We start from the raw sequence: 15,623 nt of genomic DNA, 5'->3' as shown, positions 1-15,623 counted from the left end.
GGTGTGGTTCCTCCAGCCCAGCCCTGACAGCCGGAGCAAAAATGGCAGGAGCGCCCGGTCAGGCATCCTGCCATCTGCGGCTCATCCTGCTGCCTGGCGTGTTTCCTGGCGGCACGGCTGCTTTTTCCCCTCCCAAAACACGCTTGATTTCCCGGACAGTATCCGGCCTTCTGTTTCTGACCGGCAGGTTCTTTCCCCCAGGGACGCTGCCTGAAAAGAGACGCTGCCTGAAACAGGTTGCCCGCTGGCGCTTTGAAGCTGGGACGTGCTGCCTTCCTGCCTTTTTCGCCAAGGCAGGAGCATGGAAAATACACCAGTGTCGTTTTCGGTACGAACAACCCCTGTGCGTCGGCGCATAATCAGGAGGCATGAGCGGGACCTCCCTGGCTATCCGGTTACGTCCTCATCCGATAGCCAGCTTCACACTGACCTTACGGCTAGGAACTCACTGTATGTTCGAGCGATATACCGAAAAGGCCCGACGGGTTGTCTTCTTTGCCCGGTATGAAGCCGGGCAGTTTGGCGCGCCGGCCATTGATGCCGAGCACCTGTTGCTGGGCTTGCTGCGCGAAGACAAGGCGCTGGCTAACCGCTTCTTTCTCAAAGCGCACCTGACGCTGGACGGAGTGCGCCGTGACATCGAAGCGCGCACGGTGCGGCGGGAACGGACGACGGTCGCCATGGATTTGCCCCTGTCGCCGGAAGCCAAGCGGATTCTTGTCCATGCGGCGGAAGAGGCCGAGCGGATGAACCTGCGTGCCATTGGCACCGAGCACCTGTTGCTGGCGCTGCTGCGTGAAGAAAACACCCTGGCGGCGCGTATCCTGTACGAGCATGGCTTGCGGCCGCAGGCCATCCGGGAAGAAATCCTGCGAACCCTCTCCCCTGCACCTGCGACGACGCCCACCAGCGGCAATAAGAAGGAATCTTCCGGGATTGCTGAATACAGCCGTGATTTGACTGACCTGGCAGCGCGGCGGATGCTTGACCCCCTCATCGGACGGCAGAGCGAAATCGAACGGGTGATTCAGATTCTCTGTCGGCGCAACAAGAATAACCCGTTGCTCATTGGGGAACCGGGCGTTGGCAAGACCGCTATTGTCGAAGGGCTGGCCGAACGGATCGTCAACGGGGATGTTCCGCGTTTTCTGGCCGACAAGCGCATCGTCGCCCTTGACCTGAGTCTGGTTGTGGCCGGAACGAAGTACCGCGGGCAGTTTGAAGAACGCCTCAAAAACATCATGCGGGAACTGGCTGAGTCCAGGAACATCATTGTCTTCATAGACGAAATCCATACGCTTGTCGGTGCCGGTTCGGCCGAAGGCTCCCTCGACGCGGCCAACATCATGAAGCCAGCGCTCTCGCGCGGGGAAATTCAGTGCATTGGCGCGACGACACCGGCCGATTTCCGCCGGAGCATTGAAAAAGACCGTTCACTCGAACGCCGCTTCCAGTCGGTTCCGGTCGTGCCGCCCACTGAGGAAGAGGCCCTGTCGATCCTCATGGGGTTGAAGGAAAAGTATGAAGACTTCCACGGTGTGATCTACACCGCTGAAGCCCTGTCTGCCGCGGTTCACCAGTCAAACCGCTACATTGTGGATCGCTTTTTGCCCGACAAAGCCATTGACGTGATTGATGAGGCCGGCACCCAGGTCAAACTGCGGGCAGCGCAGCAGAGTGCCCCAGCGCCAGTGACAACGCCAGCGCCCCGCCGCACGAGTTACTTCACCAGCTTTGGCAGCGAAGTGCCACCGTCCCTGGAGACCCTGCCCCCGCCGCTGTCCACTCCCGTGGTGACACGCGCCGACATTGAGGAAGTCATTTCCCGCTGGACGGGTATTCCCGTGTCGGCGCTCAAGGAAGATGAAGTCCAGAAGCTGTTGCGTCTGGAAGATGAACTCCACCGGCGGGTCATCAGCCAGGACCGTGCGATTTCGGCGCTGGCCCGGGCCATCCGCCGTTCCCGCGCCGGTGTCCGCAGCCCGAAACGGCCTGTCGGAAGCTTTCTCTTCCTCGGTCCGACCGGGGTTGGGAAAACCGAATCGGCCCGCACCCTGGCCGAACTGCTCTTTGGCAGTGAGCGGGCACTCATCCGGTTCGACATGTCGGAATACATGGAAAAACACTCGGTCGCCAAACTCATCGGCTCACCGCCTGGCTATGTGGGCCACGAGGAAGGCGGGCAGTTGACCGAGCAGGTCCGGCGGCATCCCTACTCCGTGCTGCTGTTTGACGAAATCGAAAAAGCCCATCCCGACCTGTTCAATCTCCTGTTGCAGGTTCTGGAAGACGGACAACTCACGGACAGCCTGGGCACGACGGTCAACTTCAAGAACTGCATCATCATTCTGACCTCAAACATCGGCGCCCGCCACATCCAGAAACGGGGACGGCTCGGTTTTCATCCCGGCAGTGTCCCGGACGATGAAGCCGCCGTGATGAATGCCGTCCGGCAGACCTTCAGCCCGGAGTTCATCAACCGGCTGGACGACATCATCATCTTTGAGCCGCTTGTCGAAGCCGATCTGGAAGCCATTGTGGCCCTGTTGCTGGCCCATCTCAACGAGACGTTGAGTTTCCGGGGGCTGTCCCTGTCGGCCACGCCGGAAGTGCTGGCCTGGATCGTGCAGCAGACAGCGCATGAGCGCCAGTATGGCGCGCGTCCTCTCCGGCGTGCCATCCAGCGGTTCATTGAGGACCCGCTGTCGGACGCCGTCATCCGTGGCGACTTCAAGGATGCCACGCACATCGAGGTGTTCATCGAAAACGGTCAGATTCAGTTCCGCGCCCTGACGCCGGAACCAACTGAAGCCCTGGCAACTTCCTAGTTCCCCGTTTCCAGTTCCGGACCTTGCTTCTGACGGCGTTGCGTCCACGTGGCGCGACGCCGTTGCTGTTTCTTGACCGGACGGCATCCGGGAACTAGACTGCCTGATATTATGTGCGCTTTCGCACACTTTTCTTCGAGGACATCGTTACATGGCGTTTCACATCACTGCGGATGGGAAGAAGCTCGTCACGCTGATCCCTGGTGACGGGATTGGGCCGGAATGTGTTGAGGCAACCCGGCGTATCATTGAGGCGTCCGGCGCGGCTGTGGCCTGGGAGGAGCGGGCGGCCGGGGCAAGTGTCTTTCGGCAGGGCGTGCCCTCCGGCGTTTTGCCCGAAACCATTGAATCCATCACCAAAACGCGCGTCGTTCTGAAAGGGCCGCTCGAAACACCGGTTGGCTTCGGTGAAAAGAGCGCCAACGTGACGCTGCGCAAGCTGTTTGAGACCTACGGCAACATCCGTCCGGTACGCGAGATGCCCGGCGTGCCGACCCCCTTCACCGGGCGGCGGCTGGATTTGGTGGTCGTGCGTGAAAACGTGGAAGACCTGTATGCCGGGATTGAACACATGCAGACGCCCGGCGTCGCCCAGTGTCTGAAGCTCATTTCCCGCAAGGGATGCGAGAAAATCGTACGTCTGGCCTTCGAGTTTGCCCGCTCCGAGGGACGCACGAAAGTCCACTGTGCGACGAAATCCAACATTATGAAGCAGACCGAAGGGATGCTCAAACGTACCTTCGAGGCCATTGCGCCGGAGTATCCCGACATCGAGGCCAACCACATCATCATTGACAACTGCGCTCACCAGCTTGTGAAGCGCCCGGAGCAGTTCGATGTCATCGTCACCACGAACATGAACGGCGACATCATCAGTGACCTGACTTCCGGTTTAATTGGTGGGTTGGGCTTTGCGCCCTCCGCCAACATCGGAAGTGAAGTCGCTATCTTTGAGGCCGTCCATGGTTCAGCGCCCAAGTATGCCGGGAAGGATGTCATCAATCCGACGGCGGTGCTGATGTCCGGGGTGATGATGCTGCGGCATCTGGGCGAGTTCGAGGCAGCGGCCAAGATCGAAAACGCCCTGCTCGTCACCCTTGAACAGGGCATTCTGACCCGGGATGTTGTGGGCGATGCCAAAGCCGTCGGCACGCGGGCCTTTACGGACGCCATTATCGGCAATCTGGGCAGGCAGTCGGAAAACTGGCGGGTGCGTGAATACAAGCCGATGGTGCTGCCTGATTTCCCGAAGGCCCCGGATATGGTCAAGGCTGAAGTGCGGCGGACGGTTGGCGCGGACATTTTCGTGGAGACGGGCCAGTTGCCGGAACAACTCGGGCCGGCACTTGAAGCCCTTGCCGAAGGCAGCGCCCTCAAGCTCAAGATGATTTCCAACCGTGGAACAAAGGTCTATCCCTCGGTGGGAGCGATGACGGATTGCGTTGACCATTACCGCTGCCGCTTCATAGCACGGGATGCCGCCAGCGACCTGACCGACGCCCAGATTCTCGATCTGGTGCAGCGCATCGGCAGCCAGTATCGCTGGATGCACATCGAGAAGCTGCCGGAGTTTGACGGTGAAGCCGGTTATACCAAGGCGCAGGGTGAAGATTAGCCGTACAGTCCGGGCATGTTGACAACACCTGCACACCGGCGTGGTTTCACGCCGGTGCTTTTTGTTTGAAGGCTGGTGATGTTTCTTTTCACGCCGCCGACAGCAGAGCAGTTGAAAACCTTTCTGGAAAGCCAGGCCCGGCAGCCTCTGACCTACACGGCCGAAGGGGCCACACGCCTGGCGTCCGCCCTGCCGGACGGCTACACGGTTGACCATACGCGCGTTGTGCTTGGCTCTGGTGAAGCCGTCTTCCGGCGGGCCTGCGCCGCCCTGCGCCGGTGGGAGATGTTCAACCTGGGTTGGCTCACCTGTCACCCCTGCGATACACCGATTGAAGTCGGGCAGGTGATGGCGATTGTGCCGTGGCACTTCGGGTTCTGGTCGCTCAATGCCTGCCGGATTGTCTATGTCATTGCCGAGGAACGCCGGTTTGGATTTGGCTACGGAACGCTGCCGGCGCATGTCGAGTCCGGGGAAGAGCGGTTTCTCATCGAGTGGGAGGCTTCCACAGACGCCGTGGCGTATGACATTCTGGCTTTTTCACGTCCGGCGCATCCGCTCACCCAACTGGCGTATCCGGTGGCACGGCTGTTCCAATGGCGCTTCGCTGCCGATTCCGGCCGCGCCATGCGCCGGGCTGTGGCAGCCGGGGAAGGCACACCGGAAAAGTGACGGAGGCGTTTGTGGGCCAAGACCACAGGTGGGATGCCTGGTGATGAAGCAACCAATGCGCGTGATGTTGGGGATGGTGAGTCTGGCGCTGGCCGGGGTCGTACTGGCCGCGCCGTCCGTACAGGGGCCGTCGGGCCCCATCCGTTTTGCTGAAGGACGTTATGAACTGGGCCGGCGCACCCGCGCCCTTGAACGCGCCTGGATGCAGTGCCGCGACCCGGAGCGGCGCGCGGCGGCGATTCCACGGGTTCAGGCCGCCGTGCTGGGCTTTTTTTCGGGCAATACCGGCGCCGTTGCCCAGGTGCTCGATGAAACGGCGGCGGCGTTGGGCAACCAGCCGCTGGAGGCGGCCGACCGCTGGGCCATGTCCTTGTCCGTCACGCCGGCGCGGGCGTTGCTCGACCTGCGGGAAACAGCCTGTGAAGTCGTTATCAACACGCTCTACGAGGTCACTGCGCCGCGTCCCGAACTGGTGCTGCAACTCCGGGTTGGCCGGCAGACGACCAACGTCCGGCTCTCACCTCAAGCTGCTTTGCCGCACCGGGTGCGTGTGGCCTGTGAACCGGCACGGCAGGAAGCGGATACAAGCCTCGACATCGTAGTGGGGACGCCGGACGCACCAGCACGCCGGAGCTGGCGTGTTGGACTCAGCCGGGCGCGCGATCTCGACCGGCGGCTGGCCGCCTTGCAGACCGCCACGGCCGAGTTGACGAAAACACCCCCGCCTGACGCGCTGGATGTGGACCTGGCCACGCTCTCCAGCCGGCTGGCGATGCTCAAGTCCATGCGCGAAAGCGCCCCGGCCGAGACCGATGTGCCCGGCGTCCGGCTGTTGCAGGATACCGAAGCCATGGCGCAGCAGCTTCGCGCCAAACCGGCGGCCTCGACCCTCGCTGGGCGACAGGGCGAGCTGTTCCTGAGCGTTCCGACGGCCAAGGGACCCCTTCCGGTACGCGCCCTGGCAGTGCCGGAAGCGCCCGTCGTGGTCGTGGCCTTTCACGGAGCGGGCGGCAGCGAAAACATGTTTTTTGACAGCTACGGCGACGGCGAAATCGTCCGCCTGTGCCGCGCGCGGCGCTGGGCGCTGATTTGCCCACGGGTGACGAGTCCGCTGGATGACTACAGTCCGGTCATCGAGCGGCTGCCGGCACTGGTGGCCCCCAGGGCGACGCGCCTGTTCATCGTCGGCCACTCGCTCGGCGCAGCAACGACGTTGGCGGTGGCCGCCAGGTACGCCGACCGCCTGGCCGGTATTGCACCCATTTCCGGCCGTGCCCTTGGCAGCCTGTCCGCCCTCAAAGCCGTGCCGGCCTTTGTTTCTGCCGGGACAAAGGACTTCTCACGTCCGGGTTCGGAGCAGCTTGCCGAACGTCTCCGGGCGCAGGGAACACCCACAACGTTCAAGCTCTACGAAGCCGAACACCTGCTCGTCGTGCCCGACGCGCTGCCGGATATTTTTGCCTGGATGGATGCGCTGGTGCGCGGTCAGAACCGAAGCTGACTCCGGGCGAAGGCGGCTTCGGCTCAGGCCGTCGCGGACGGCAGTCCGAAGTCTTCAGCCACAGCCGCGGCCGCCAGCTTGCCCGACAGCAGGACCAGCGGAATCCCGCCGCCGGGATGCGTTCCGCCACCGGCAAAGTAGAGTCCCCGGACTTCCTGTGCCCGAATCGGCGGACGCCAGAAGGCATTGCGCAGGCTGTTGGAGGACAGCCCGTAAATGGCGCCGCGATGGGCGTTGAACCAGCCGGCAAACCGCTTGGGTGTGAGCCTTTCTTCGACCACGATGCTTTCCGAAAGCCCGGTCAGTCCCAGAGCTTCCAGCCGCGCCACAATGTGGTGCCGGTATTCGGAGGCAATGTCGTCCCAGTCATAAGCTTCACAGACGGCCGGGGCATTGACCATGACGAACAGGTTTTCGCCTCCGGGCGGGGCCTGGGTTGGGTCCGTACGGCTTGTGGCGCAGACGTAAATCGTCGGGTCCCGGGGCGGCGTCAGGGTGTCGAAAATTTCGCTGAACTCCCTGGGATAGTCGCCCGAAAAGAAGATGTTGTGGTGGGCCAGCGTGTCAAAACGGCGGCGCGTACCGAGCAGCAGGATGAAGCCCGAACAGGATGGTTCGATGCGCGCCAGCCGCCGGTCATCGTAGGTGCGCCGCCGCAGTCCGGGAAGCAGTCTGGCGTAGGTGTAGAGCGAGTCGGCATTCGATACCACGACCTCGGCCGCCAGCAAGGTGTTGTCTTCAAGGCGTACCCCCTGGACGCGCCCGCCTTCCACGACGATTTCGGCCACGGGGGCATTCGTCTGGATGGTGACGCCCCGCGCCGCCGCCACCTGAAGCAGGGCTTCAGCAATGCGGTACAGCCCGCCGGCCACGTACCACGCGCCGAAGGCAAACTCAACGTAGGGAATCAGGCAAAACGTCGCCTGCGCCCGGTAGGGCGAGGAGCCGTTGTAGGTGGCATAACGGTTGAACAACTGCCGCAGGTAGGGGCTGGAAAAGAATTCCGTCGTGCGGTCGGCAACGGTTTTGAGCGTGGCCAGGCGTGGCAGTTGCCGCAGAAGCTGGCGGTCAAGGCGTTGCCAGAGCTGGCGCCAGTTCCGAAAGTCACTGAACAGAAACACCGGTGCCGTGGCCGTGTAAAGGTCAGCGCCGTAGCTCAGGAAGCGAAAAAAAGCGGCTTCATCTTCCGGGGCGATGCGGCGCAGCGCCGCGACCGTTTTGGAGAGATCGGCCGAAAGATCGAGCTGTGCCCCATCGGGCCAGCGGTAGCGGCAAATCGGGTCAAGTGGCTGAAGCGTGAGGTAATCGTCAAGACATGCGCCAGCGACGGCAAAGGTGTCGCGGAGGATGTCCGGCATCGTGACGAGTGACGGTCCCGTATCGAACGTGTAGCCATCCGCCACGATGCGGTTGAGCTTGCCGCCCACCGTCGGATTTTTTTCCAGGAGTGTCACCTGAAAGCCGTTGGCGGCAAGGTGCAGCGCTGCTGACAGGCCACCGAGTCCGGCGCCGACGATGATGACACGCTTGGCCTTCATGAAGGCTGCTCCACGGATGCGGCTTCAGTCCTGACTACGGCTGCCTGTGGTGCACTGTGTCCACAACGTGGACGGTCGTGTGCCTTTCCGACATGATGGGTTCAATCTGCACCAAGGACATGGGCGGCATGCGCACTAGAGCGTGGGCGGCATGGTCGGCCATGTGTTCGCGGATGTAGTCGAGCAAAGCCATCATATTCTGGTGCATTTCCTGCATCCGGTCGCGCATCCCCAGAATGACCTGAACGCCAGCCAGATTGACGCCCATCTCGCGGGTGAGATTGAGAATGCACTTGAGGCGTTCGAGGTCGGCATCGGTGTAATAACGGGTGTTGCGCGCCGAGCGCGAGGGGACAAGCAGGCCTTCCCGCTCGTACATGCGGAGCGTCTGTTCATGGATGCCAAAGGTTTCAGCGACGACGCCAATCGAGTATCGGCGTGTTTTGGTCTGCTTCCGGCCGCGTGTCGTCATGGCTTTGTCCTGCACAGGTGACGTCACTCGACGCCGAGTGACTTGCGTGGGTTTTCCGGGTTCAGGCGCTCGTACTGGCGCAACAGTTCCTTGGTTTCTTCGCTGATGACTGACGGCAAGACGATTTTGACTTCCACAAACTGGTCGCCGCGCTGTCCGGGGCTGCGCAGCACCGGGAAGCCCTTTTCGCGGAGGCGGAACTTCTGCCCGGATTGTGTTCCGGGTGGAATGCGCAACTGCGCCTTGCCCCCGACCGTCGGAACTTCGATTCTGGCGCCCAGCGCCGCTTCCGGCACGGTAATCGGCACGGTGCAGTAAATGTTGTCGCCCTTGCGCGTGAAAAAGGGATGTGACCCGACGTTGGTCACCAGGTAGAGGTCGCCGGGCGGCCCACCATTGACGCCGGGATAGCCTTTGCCGGCAATACGCACCTTGGAGCCGTTGTCCACACCGGCCGGAATACGGGCTGTGATGGTTTCAGCCGGTCGCCCGGCCATCGGCGGCAATGTGACCTTGACCGTGGCGCCCTCCATGGCCTGCTCGAAGGTAATGGAGACCGGCTGTTCGATGTCACGTCCGGCCTGCGGGAAGGGACTCCGGCCGGTGGCACGGCCGCCACCAAACATCTCGGCGAAAATGTCCCGGAATGAGGTGCCGCCAGCAGCACCGCCAAAGTCAAACGTCGAAAAGTCAAAGGGGATGCCGCTTCCGGTGGCTCCGCGTTTGGCGGCTTCGGCATGGGCTTCGGTGTACACGCCGAAGCGATCATACACCTTGCGCTTTTCTTCGTCGCCGAGCACGTCGAATGCTTCGGAAATGCTTTTGAACTTCTCCTCGGCGGCCTTGTCACCCGGATTGACATCCGGGTGATACTTGCGCGCCAGCCGACGGTAAGCCTTCTTGATTTCTTCAGCCGAGGCCGTTCTGGGAACGCCGAGCGTCGCGTAATAGTCCTGCTTCGCCATGGTCGCCTCCGTGACCACATGTGAAGAACCGGGCCGTTACGCCGGAGCCATCACGTCCCCTATGCCCGTTCTGGCACAAGGAGATAGCCCCGGCGTGCAGGTCCCTAGCGTTTGTCATCCACGTCCACGTATTCCGCGTCAATCACGTTGTCATCGCCCTTGCCGGATTCCGTCCCGCTGGTGCCAGCACCGGCCGCACGGCTACCGGCCACATCCTTGTACATAGCTTCCGAAACCTTGTACGTCGCTTTGGTCAGGCGGTCGTACAGGCTGTTGAGTTCGGAAAGCGATGCAGTTTCGAGCTTCGATTTGGCCTCGGACAGAACCCCCTCGATTTCGGAAAGCGTCGCCGCTGCGATCTTCTCGCGGTTTTCGGCAATAAGCTTCTCGGTGGAGTAGATCAGGGAGTCGAGCTTGTTCTTGGCTTCAATGCGTTCACGCAGCTCGCGGTCCTTGGCGGCGTTGGCTTCGGCTTCGCGCACCATGCGGTCAATGTCTTCCTTGCTCAGACCCGAACCGGAGGTGACGGTAATCTTCTGTTCGCGGCCCGTCCCAAGGTCTTTGGCTGTGACGTTGACGATGCCGTTGGCGTCAATGTCGAAGGTGACTTCGATCTGCGGCACGCCACGCGGCGCCGGTGGGATGTCCACGAGACGGAACATGCCGAGCGTCCGGTTGTCGCGCGCCATGGGACGCTCACCCTGGAGAACGTGGATTTCGACCGAGGTCTGGTTGTCGCTGGCCGTGGAGAAGATTTCGCTCTTGCGCGTCGGGATCGTCGTGTTGCGCGGAATCATGACGGTGTTGACGCCGCCAAGCGTTTCGATCCCCAGGCTGAGCGGTGTGACATCGAGCAGGAGCAGGTCCTTGACATCACCGGCCAGCACCCCGGCCTGGACGGCCGCCCCGATGGCCACGACCTCATCCGGGTTGACCGAACGGTTCGGCTCCTTGCCGAAGAACTCCTTGACCATCTGCTGCACTTTGGGAATGCGCGTCGAACCGCCGACCAGAATCACCTCGTCAATTTGGGAGGGCTTCAGACCGGCGTCTTCGAGCGCCTTGCGGCAGGGTTCAAGCGTCTTCTGGAGAATATGGTCAACGAGTTGCTCGAACTTCGCCCGCGTCAGCTTCATCACCAGGTGCTTGGGCCCGGAGGCGTCCGCCGTGATGAAGGGCAGGTTGATTTCGGTCTCCATCGCCGACGACAGCTCAATCTTGGCCTTTTCGGCGGCTTCCTTCAGCCGCTGGAGCGCCATCTTGTCGGTCGTCAAATCAATGCCCTGGTCTTTCTTGAACTCGCTGACGATCCAGTTGATCAGGCATTCGTCCACGTCGTCGCCGCCCAAGTGCGTGTCACCGTTCGTGGACTTGACTTCGACTACGCCTTCGCCGACTTCGAGAATGGAGATGTCGAACGTGCCGCCGCCGAAGTCAAAGACGGCAATGGTTTCGTCTTTCTTCTTGTCCAGCCCGTAGGCCAGCGCCGCTGCCGTCGGCTCGTTAACGATGCGTTTGACTTCGAGACCGGCAATCTTGCCGGCATCCTTGGTGGCCTGACGCTGAGCATCGTTGAAGTACGCCGGGACGGTAATCACCGCCTCGGTGACGGGCTGCCCCAGGTAGTCTTCCGCCGCCGTTTTGAGCTTCTGCAACACCATGGCGGAAATCTCCGGCGGCGCCCACTCCTTCCCGCCGCCGACCAGGCGCACATCGCCGTTCGGGCCTTCAATGACCTTGTACGGCACCTGCTTGATTTCGCCCTTGACCTCGTTGAAACGCCGGCCGATGAAGCGTTTGACGGAGTAAAACGTGTTTTCGGGATTGGTGACCGCCTGACGTTTGGCGACCTGTCCCACCAGGCGGCTTCCGTCTTTGGTAAAGGCCACCACAGAAGGTGTCGTCCGTGACCCTTCAGAGTTTGTGATAACGACCGGCTCGCCGCCTTCCATCACGGCGACCACTGAGTTGGTCGTTCCCAAGTCGATGCCTATGATTTTGCCCATGGCTTTCCTGTTGCACTCCACACAATCGTTGAAATCAGGCTCACCAAACGCCGCTGGAGGGCGCTGTGACGCTCACCGGCCGGCGTTGGACGTGTCCTGTACAGGACTATAAGATTTGAGTGTGGTGTTGTCAACTTTTTCTTATTTCAGGATTGTGGATGCCGGCGGTTGGCTCTTCTTGGTGCGCAGCACCACCTGCTCACTGGCTGCCACCAGGAACAGCCGCCGGGCCGTGGTGCTGTTCACGCCTTGCGGACGGTAGCGCAGGCGAAACCAGCGCCGCCGTACTTCATCGGTCAGCACCGCCGCTGCCTGGGTTTCGTCCAGCTTGAAGCTGCGCCCGCCCGTCTCCTCGGTCAGCCGCCGGAGGGCTTCGGCCGGCTTGGGGCCGAGCCGTTTGGCGCGGGGCGCACCGTACGTCCGGTCTGGTGCCTGGAGGGCATACACCACCACGTCTGCCGACTGGAGCGCTGCCAGCGCCGCGTCAAATGAGGTTTGGGAGCTTTCGTCGTAGCCGTCTGACAGCAGGACAATGACGCGCTTGCTGACGGTCGTCGCCGGGCGGAAGACATCTTCGGTTACAGCCAGAAGCGCATCGTAAAGGTGTGGTACGGAGCTTTTGCGGAAGAGCTTGGCCCCGGCAACGAGCTGCGCTGCGTCGTCCGTCAGATCGCACAGGATTTCCGGCGCTTTGGCGTAGCCGACAAGCATCAGCCGGTCGCCGGTAAAGAGTTCCCGGATGAGCGAACGTGCCTTCTGCTCCATATCGCCGACTTCGACCTGAAACGTGGCCGAGTTATCGGCCAGAAAGACGATGGTGGCCGCCGATGGGTCCGGCTCGATGCTTTCGATGACCTGCTCCACCCCGGCGTCATACAGGGTCAGATCGGTTGTTGTCAGGCGGGTCGGCGGGGCTTCCGGTGTGGGCACCTGGGCGATGACTGTGAGCGAGAGGTACGGTACTGGGCTGTCTCCAACCCGCCCGGATTGCCCCCAGACAGGCTGGCAGGCATCCCGGCCCAGCCCCAGTCCGCACAGCAACCCCAGGCCAGCCCGCAGCAGGAATGCGCGCCGGGGCAGCCTTTCCGGCCGGATGCCGGAGCATAGCGTCAGGCGGTTTGACAGTCTCACAGGCAGGGATTCCAAGGTCGGTGTGGACTTTCGGGATTGATGTGGCCGGCCCGGCCGTTTGCTATGCTGGGTATCCGATGTCGGCACGTGCCGCGTCGGATGTCCCCAACTCCTTTTGGCGTAGGCAATACTAGCACCATGGTACACACATCAGACGCGACAGACGGGCGCTTGTGGATTGGGATAGAGTGCGCGGCCACGTTTCTCCGGGGCATTGTCTGTGAAGCGAGCGGGGAAGTCATCACGCAGCGTCAGCGACCGCTGACCGGGCATGCGCCAGCGGAAGCTGTGGCTGCCGTGCGTGCCCTTGTCGCCGAACTGGCGGCGACTGAGTCCGATCCGGCGTTGTTTGGCGGTGTCGGACTGGCGTTGCCGGGCAATCTCAACCGGGCGACCGACCGGTGCGAATCGAACACGCTCTGGTCGTCCGTGGTCCTGGATGAGCTTCGGCCGTGCGGTGCCCTGGGAACGGCCCGTCTGGTCTCGCGGGCGACAGCCGCTCTGCTCGGCGAATACCGGTGCGGCGTGGCCCAGGGCTGCCAGACAGTGGTCTATGTTGAAGTCGGACCGGAACTTTCGGCGGCCATGCTCCACGCCGGGCAGCTCTGGACAGGAGCAACGGGGATTGCCGGTGCCATTGGTTACGATTCGGTGGACGTGGACGGCGACCTCACCCTGCAGGAACGGGTCGGCAGCGAAGGGCTGATTCGGCGGGCCAAAGAGCGGATGTACCGTGATCGTACTTCTTCGCTCTCCCGGCGCGGCATCCCACGGGACCGGGAAATTGGCCTTGAGGACCTGCTCACCATGGCACGCTTGGGGGATGAGCTGGCACAGGTCATCATTGCCCGCGCCGGAGTTCACCTGGGCATAGCGGCAGCACGCCTTATCAACCTGCTCAATCCTGAGCTGCTCATCATTGGGGGCGACCTGGTTTCCGCTGGCGAGGTTCTGCTGGCTCCAATCCGTGCGGAAGTCGAGCGCCGGACAGCACCTTCGGCGCTGGCCGTGTGTCGTTTGCTGCCGGCCACGGTGGGCGCGGCGGTGGGGGCTGCCCAAGCCGCCCGTCAGGAGGCGTTGTCCACGGCAGCCTAGTGGTCACCTGGTTGTGACTGGCGGGCGGGTCCGTTGTCCGGTGTGAGAACATAGTCCGCCAGCCGTCTGCCAAAGGCGCGGGGTGGTATCGGGCCGCTGCAGTTGAACACCAGTCCGTCAAGGTTCAGTGCCTGGAGTTGTCCGAAAAGTTGCCTGCCGTTGACCCGTACCGGAATTGGCTCAAAGTCGGCCGTAGCGAGCACTTGGTCAAAGAACGCCGCCAGGGTGTCCTCGGCGGTGAAGACGGCGGCAAGCAGACGGCCGTCGGCGTCAGGGGCCAGCACCAACTGGGCGGTGTCGGGGCCGGTTCGCTTCAGGACAATCACATAAGCATCATAGTCGCGCAGCAACCCGATGGGGGTCTCTCCCGTGTCAATCGTTTCTAGGGCGCTTTCGAGTTCCACAATCCGGGCCCACTGGCGCAGGAGCGGGAGATGCTGCTGCTGGTAGTGAACGCCTTCAGGCAAGCCGGGATTGATTTCGACACCGGCCAGGGTGTCCTCAAGAGCGCCAAAGAGGTTGGCACCGTCCGTGACGACGCACTGTTGACCGGGAACCCCACCGCCCTGTTCAGCCCAGGCTTCGACGGCAGCCAGGTCGGTAAACACCTTGATCCAGCGCGCTCCGGCGGCATCCACAAAGGTCATCACGGCCGCTTCACCCTCGGAGCTGGCGTACACCGGCACGTGCCAGTCGGGATGCGCCATAAGGCTGCGGAACAGCGTTGCAGACGACAACCGTCCGGCCAGGTGCTCACACACAGCCGTTCGGGCATCAGGCAGAGACATAGGGCAGGTTCTCCCCGGATAATGGGTTTTGGCGTCAGGCAGGCGTAAGGGCCGGTGACGGGTACATCTTCAGTGTACTGGATGGTTGGAAAAAGGCGAAACGGCCGGGTGGAAAACCGTGATGCGTGCCAGGTGCAAAGCTGTCGGCCGATGCCATCCGGTTGCGCTAGGATTCGCCCGTATCGAACCCAAAATTCACCTGTGGCTCGCATGTGGCGTTATGGGGGACTTCTACGCAACCCTGGGCGTGTCCCGTGAGGCTTCGCCGGATGAAATCCGGTCTGCTTTTCGCCGGCTGGCGCGGTTGTATCATCCCGACGTAAGCCAGTTGCCGGATGCGGCCGCGCGCTTTGCGGACATCACGGCGGCCTACCGGGTGCTGGGCAACCCGGAGTTGCGGGCGCGGTATGACCGGGGCGAGTCGGTGGCGCCGCCTCCGCCACATCCGCGTGAAAGCCGGCGGCGGCGGGCGGCGCGGGCGCGGGCCTACAAGATTCGCATCGAAAGCATCATCAATGACATGCTCGAAGCCGAGCGCCGGGAGGCTGCGTTTCGGGCGGAAGCCGTGCTGTTTGTCGTCGTGGGCTGGTTTTCCACGCTGGCGGCCACGGCCGTTCAGCCCTCCCTGCTGTTGGGGCCGGATGATCTTTTTGTACGACTCATCCTGTGGGGTGCGTGCCTATTCAGTCTGTGGTTTCTGGGACGGCGGCTGTGGGTGATGCTGGAGCATTACACCTACCGGCAGACCCTGCTTTCCGTGACTGCGCCCTCCGTCCCGGCGCAGCCCTTCAGCCGCAGTGCCGTCGTTGGTCTGCTTCTGGCCGGTTACGCTTCGGCGCTGGTGATGGGGTACTGGCTGGGGACGCTGGTCAACCGGCGTCCAAACGCGCCGTTCCCGGTGTTTGATGCCATCCACGACGGGCTGCTGTTTCCGCCGATCACGCTGTTGCTGCTCAGCACCCTGCACCGTTGGGAACAGGCGCTGCGCCGCATCTGATGGTGCTGTGGGGCA

Annotated in this window: 12 protein-coding genes; 6 read left to right on the top strand and 6 right to left on the bottom strand. The window is 62.4% G+C overall.

Features of this window, described 5'->3' with window-relative positions:
- Positions 1-452: 452 nt before the first annotated feature.
- From J8C01_RS09390 to J8C01_RS09375, 4 genes are all read left to right on the top strand, one after another.
- On the top strand, positions 453-2,828 hold the full coding sequence (locus J8C01_RS09390) for an ATP-dependent Clp protease ATP-binding subunit (protein ID WP_211431733.1): 2,376 nt from the start codon (positions 453-455) through the stop codon (positions 2,826-2,828).
- 151 nt (positions 2,829-2,979) lie between these two features.
- Complete coding sequence (locus J8C01_RS09385; RefSeq protein ID WP_014100386.1) at positions 2,980-4,443, top strand: NADP-dependent isocitrate dehydrogenase; 1,464 nt, start codon at positions 2,980-2,982, stop codon at positions 4,441-4,443.
- Between the two features lie 78 nt (positions 4,444-4,521).
- The gene (locus J8C01_RS09380) at positions 4,522-5,115 is read left to right on the top strand and encodes a DUF1990 family protein (RefSeq protein WP_211431732.1); all 594 of its coding nucleotides are present in this window, start codon (positions 4,522-4,524) and stop codon (positions 5,113-5,115) included.
- Between the two features lie 40 nt (positions 5,116-5,155).
- Positions 5,156-6,616, top strand: coding sequence for an alpha/beta hydrolase (locus J8C01_RS09375; protein WP_211431731.1), 1,461 nt, complete (start codon positions 5,156-5,158; stop codon positions 6,614-6,616).
- A gap of 23 nt (positions 6,617-6,639) precedes the next feature.
- Here J8C01_RS09375 and J8C01_RS09370 read toward each other — a convergent pair whose 3' ends face one another.
- The 5 genes from J8C01_RS09370 to J8C01_RS09350 all read right to left on the bottom strand — a co-directional run bounded on the left by J8C01_RS09370 (position 6,640) and on the right by J8C01_RS09350 (position 12,728).
- Positions 6,640-8,154 (bottom strand): phytoene desaturase family protein, encoded by a 1,515-nt coding sequence (locus J8C01_RS09370; RefSeq protein ID WP_014100383.1) that lies wholly within the window; start codon positions 8,152-8,154, stop codon positions 6,640-6,642.
- Between the two features lie 34 nt (positions 8,155-8,188).
- Complete coding sequence (locus J8C01_RS09365; protein ID WP_081464886.1) at positions 8,189-8,626, bottom strand: MerR family transcriptional regulator; 438 nt, start codon at positions 8,624-8,626, stop codon at positions 8,189-8,191.
- A gap of 23 nt (positions 8,627-8,649) precedes the next feature.
- The gene (locus tag J8C01_RS09360) at positions 8,650-9,591 is read right to left on the bottom strand and encodes a DnaJ C-terminal domain-containing protein (RefSeq protein ID WP_041569188.1); all 942 of its coding nucleotides are present in this window, start codon (positions 9,589-9,591) and stop codon (positions 8,650-8,652) included.
- A gap of 104 nt (positions 9,592-9,695) precedes the next feature.
- Positions 9,696-11,597 carry a molecular chaperone DnaK gene (gene dnaK / locus J8C01_RS09355; protein ID WP_014100380.1) on the bottom strand — a complete coding sequence of 634 codons (1,902 nt, stop codon included), beginning with the start codon at positions 11,595-11,597 and terminating at the stop codon, positions 9,696-9,698.
- A 141-nt stretch (positions 11,598-11,738) separates the two neighbouring features.
- A complete protein-coding gene (locus J8C01_RS09350) occupies positions 11,739-12,728 on the bottom strand; it encodes a VWA domain-containing protein (protein ID WP_014100379.1) in 990 nt (329 codons plus the stop codon).
- Between the two features lie 138 nt (positions 12,729-12,866).
- Here J8C01_RS09350 and J8C01_RS09345 point away from each other — a divergent pair, with 138 nt between their 5' ends.
- The gene (locus J8C01_RS09345) at positions 12,867-13,823 is read left to right on the top strand and encodes an ROK family protein (RefSeq protein ID WP_041569187.1); all 957 of its coding nucleotides are present in this window, start codon (positions 12,867-12,869) and stop codon (positions 13,821-13,823) included.
- Here J8C01_RS09345 and J8C01_RS09340 read toward each other — a convergent pair.
- A complete protein-coding gene (locus J8C01_RS09340) occupies positions 13,820-14,611 on the bottom strand; it encodes an SseB family protein (RefSeq protein WP_211431730.1) in 792 nt (263 codons plus the stop codon). The two genes, J8C01_RS09345 and J8C01_RS09340, sit on opposite strands and share 4 nt — an antisense overlap.
- Before the next feature lie 220 nt (positions 14,612-14,831).
- Between J8C01_RS09340 and J8C01_RS15610 the strand changes: the two genes are divergently transcribed.
- Positions 14,832-15,608: a J domain-containing protein gene (locus tag J8C01_RS15610; protein ID WP_014100376.1), complete on the top strand. Its 777-nt coding sequence runs from the start codon at positions 14,832-14,834 to the stop codon at positions 15,606-15,608.
- Positions 15,609-15,623 lie beyond the last annotated feature (15 nt).

This window comes from Chloracidobacterium sp. D (assembly GCF_018304685.1).
Lineage (GTDB): Bacteria > Acidobacteriota > Blastocatellia > Chloracidobacteriales > Chloracidobacteriaceae > Chloracidobacterium > Chloracidobacterium thermophilum.
Note: the sequence above shows the minus strand (reverse complement) of the source record. Positions and strands in the feature narration are given on the sequence as shown.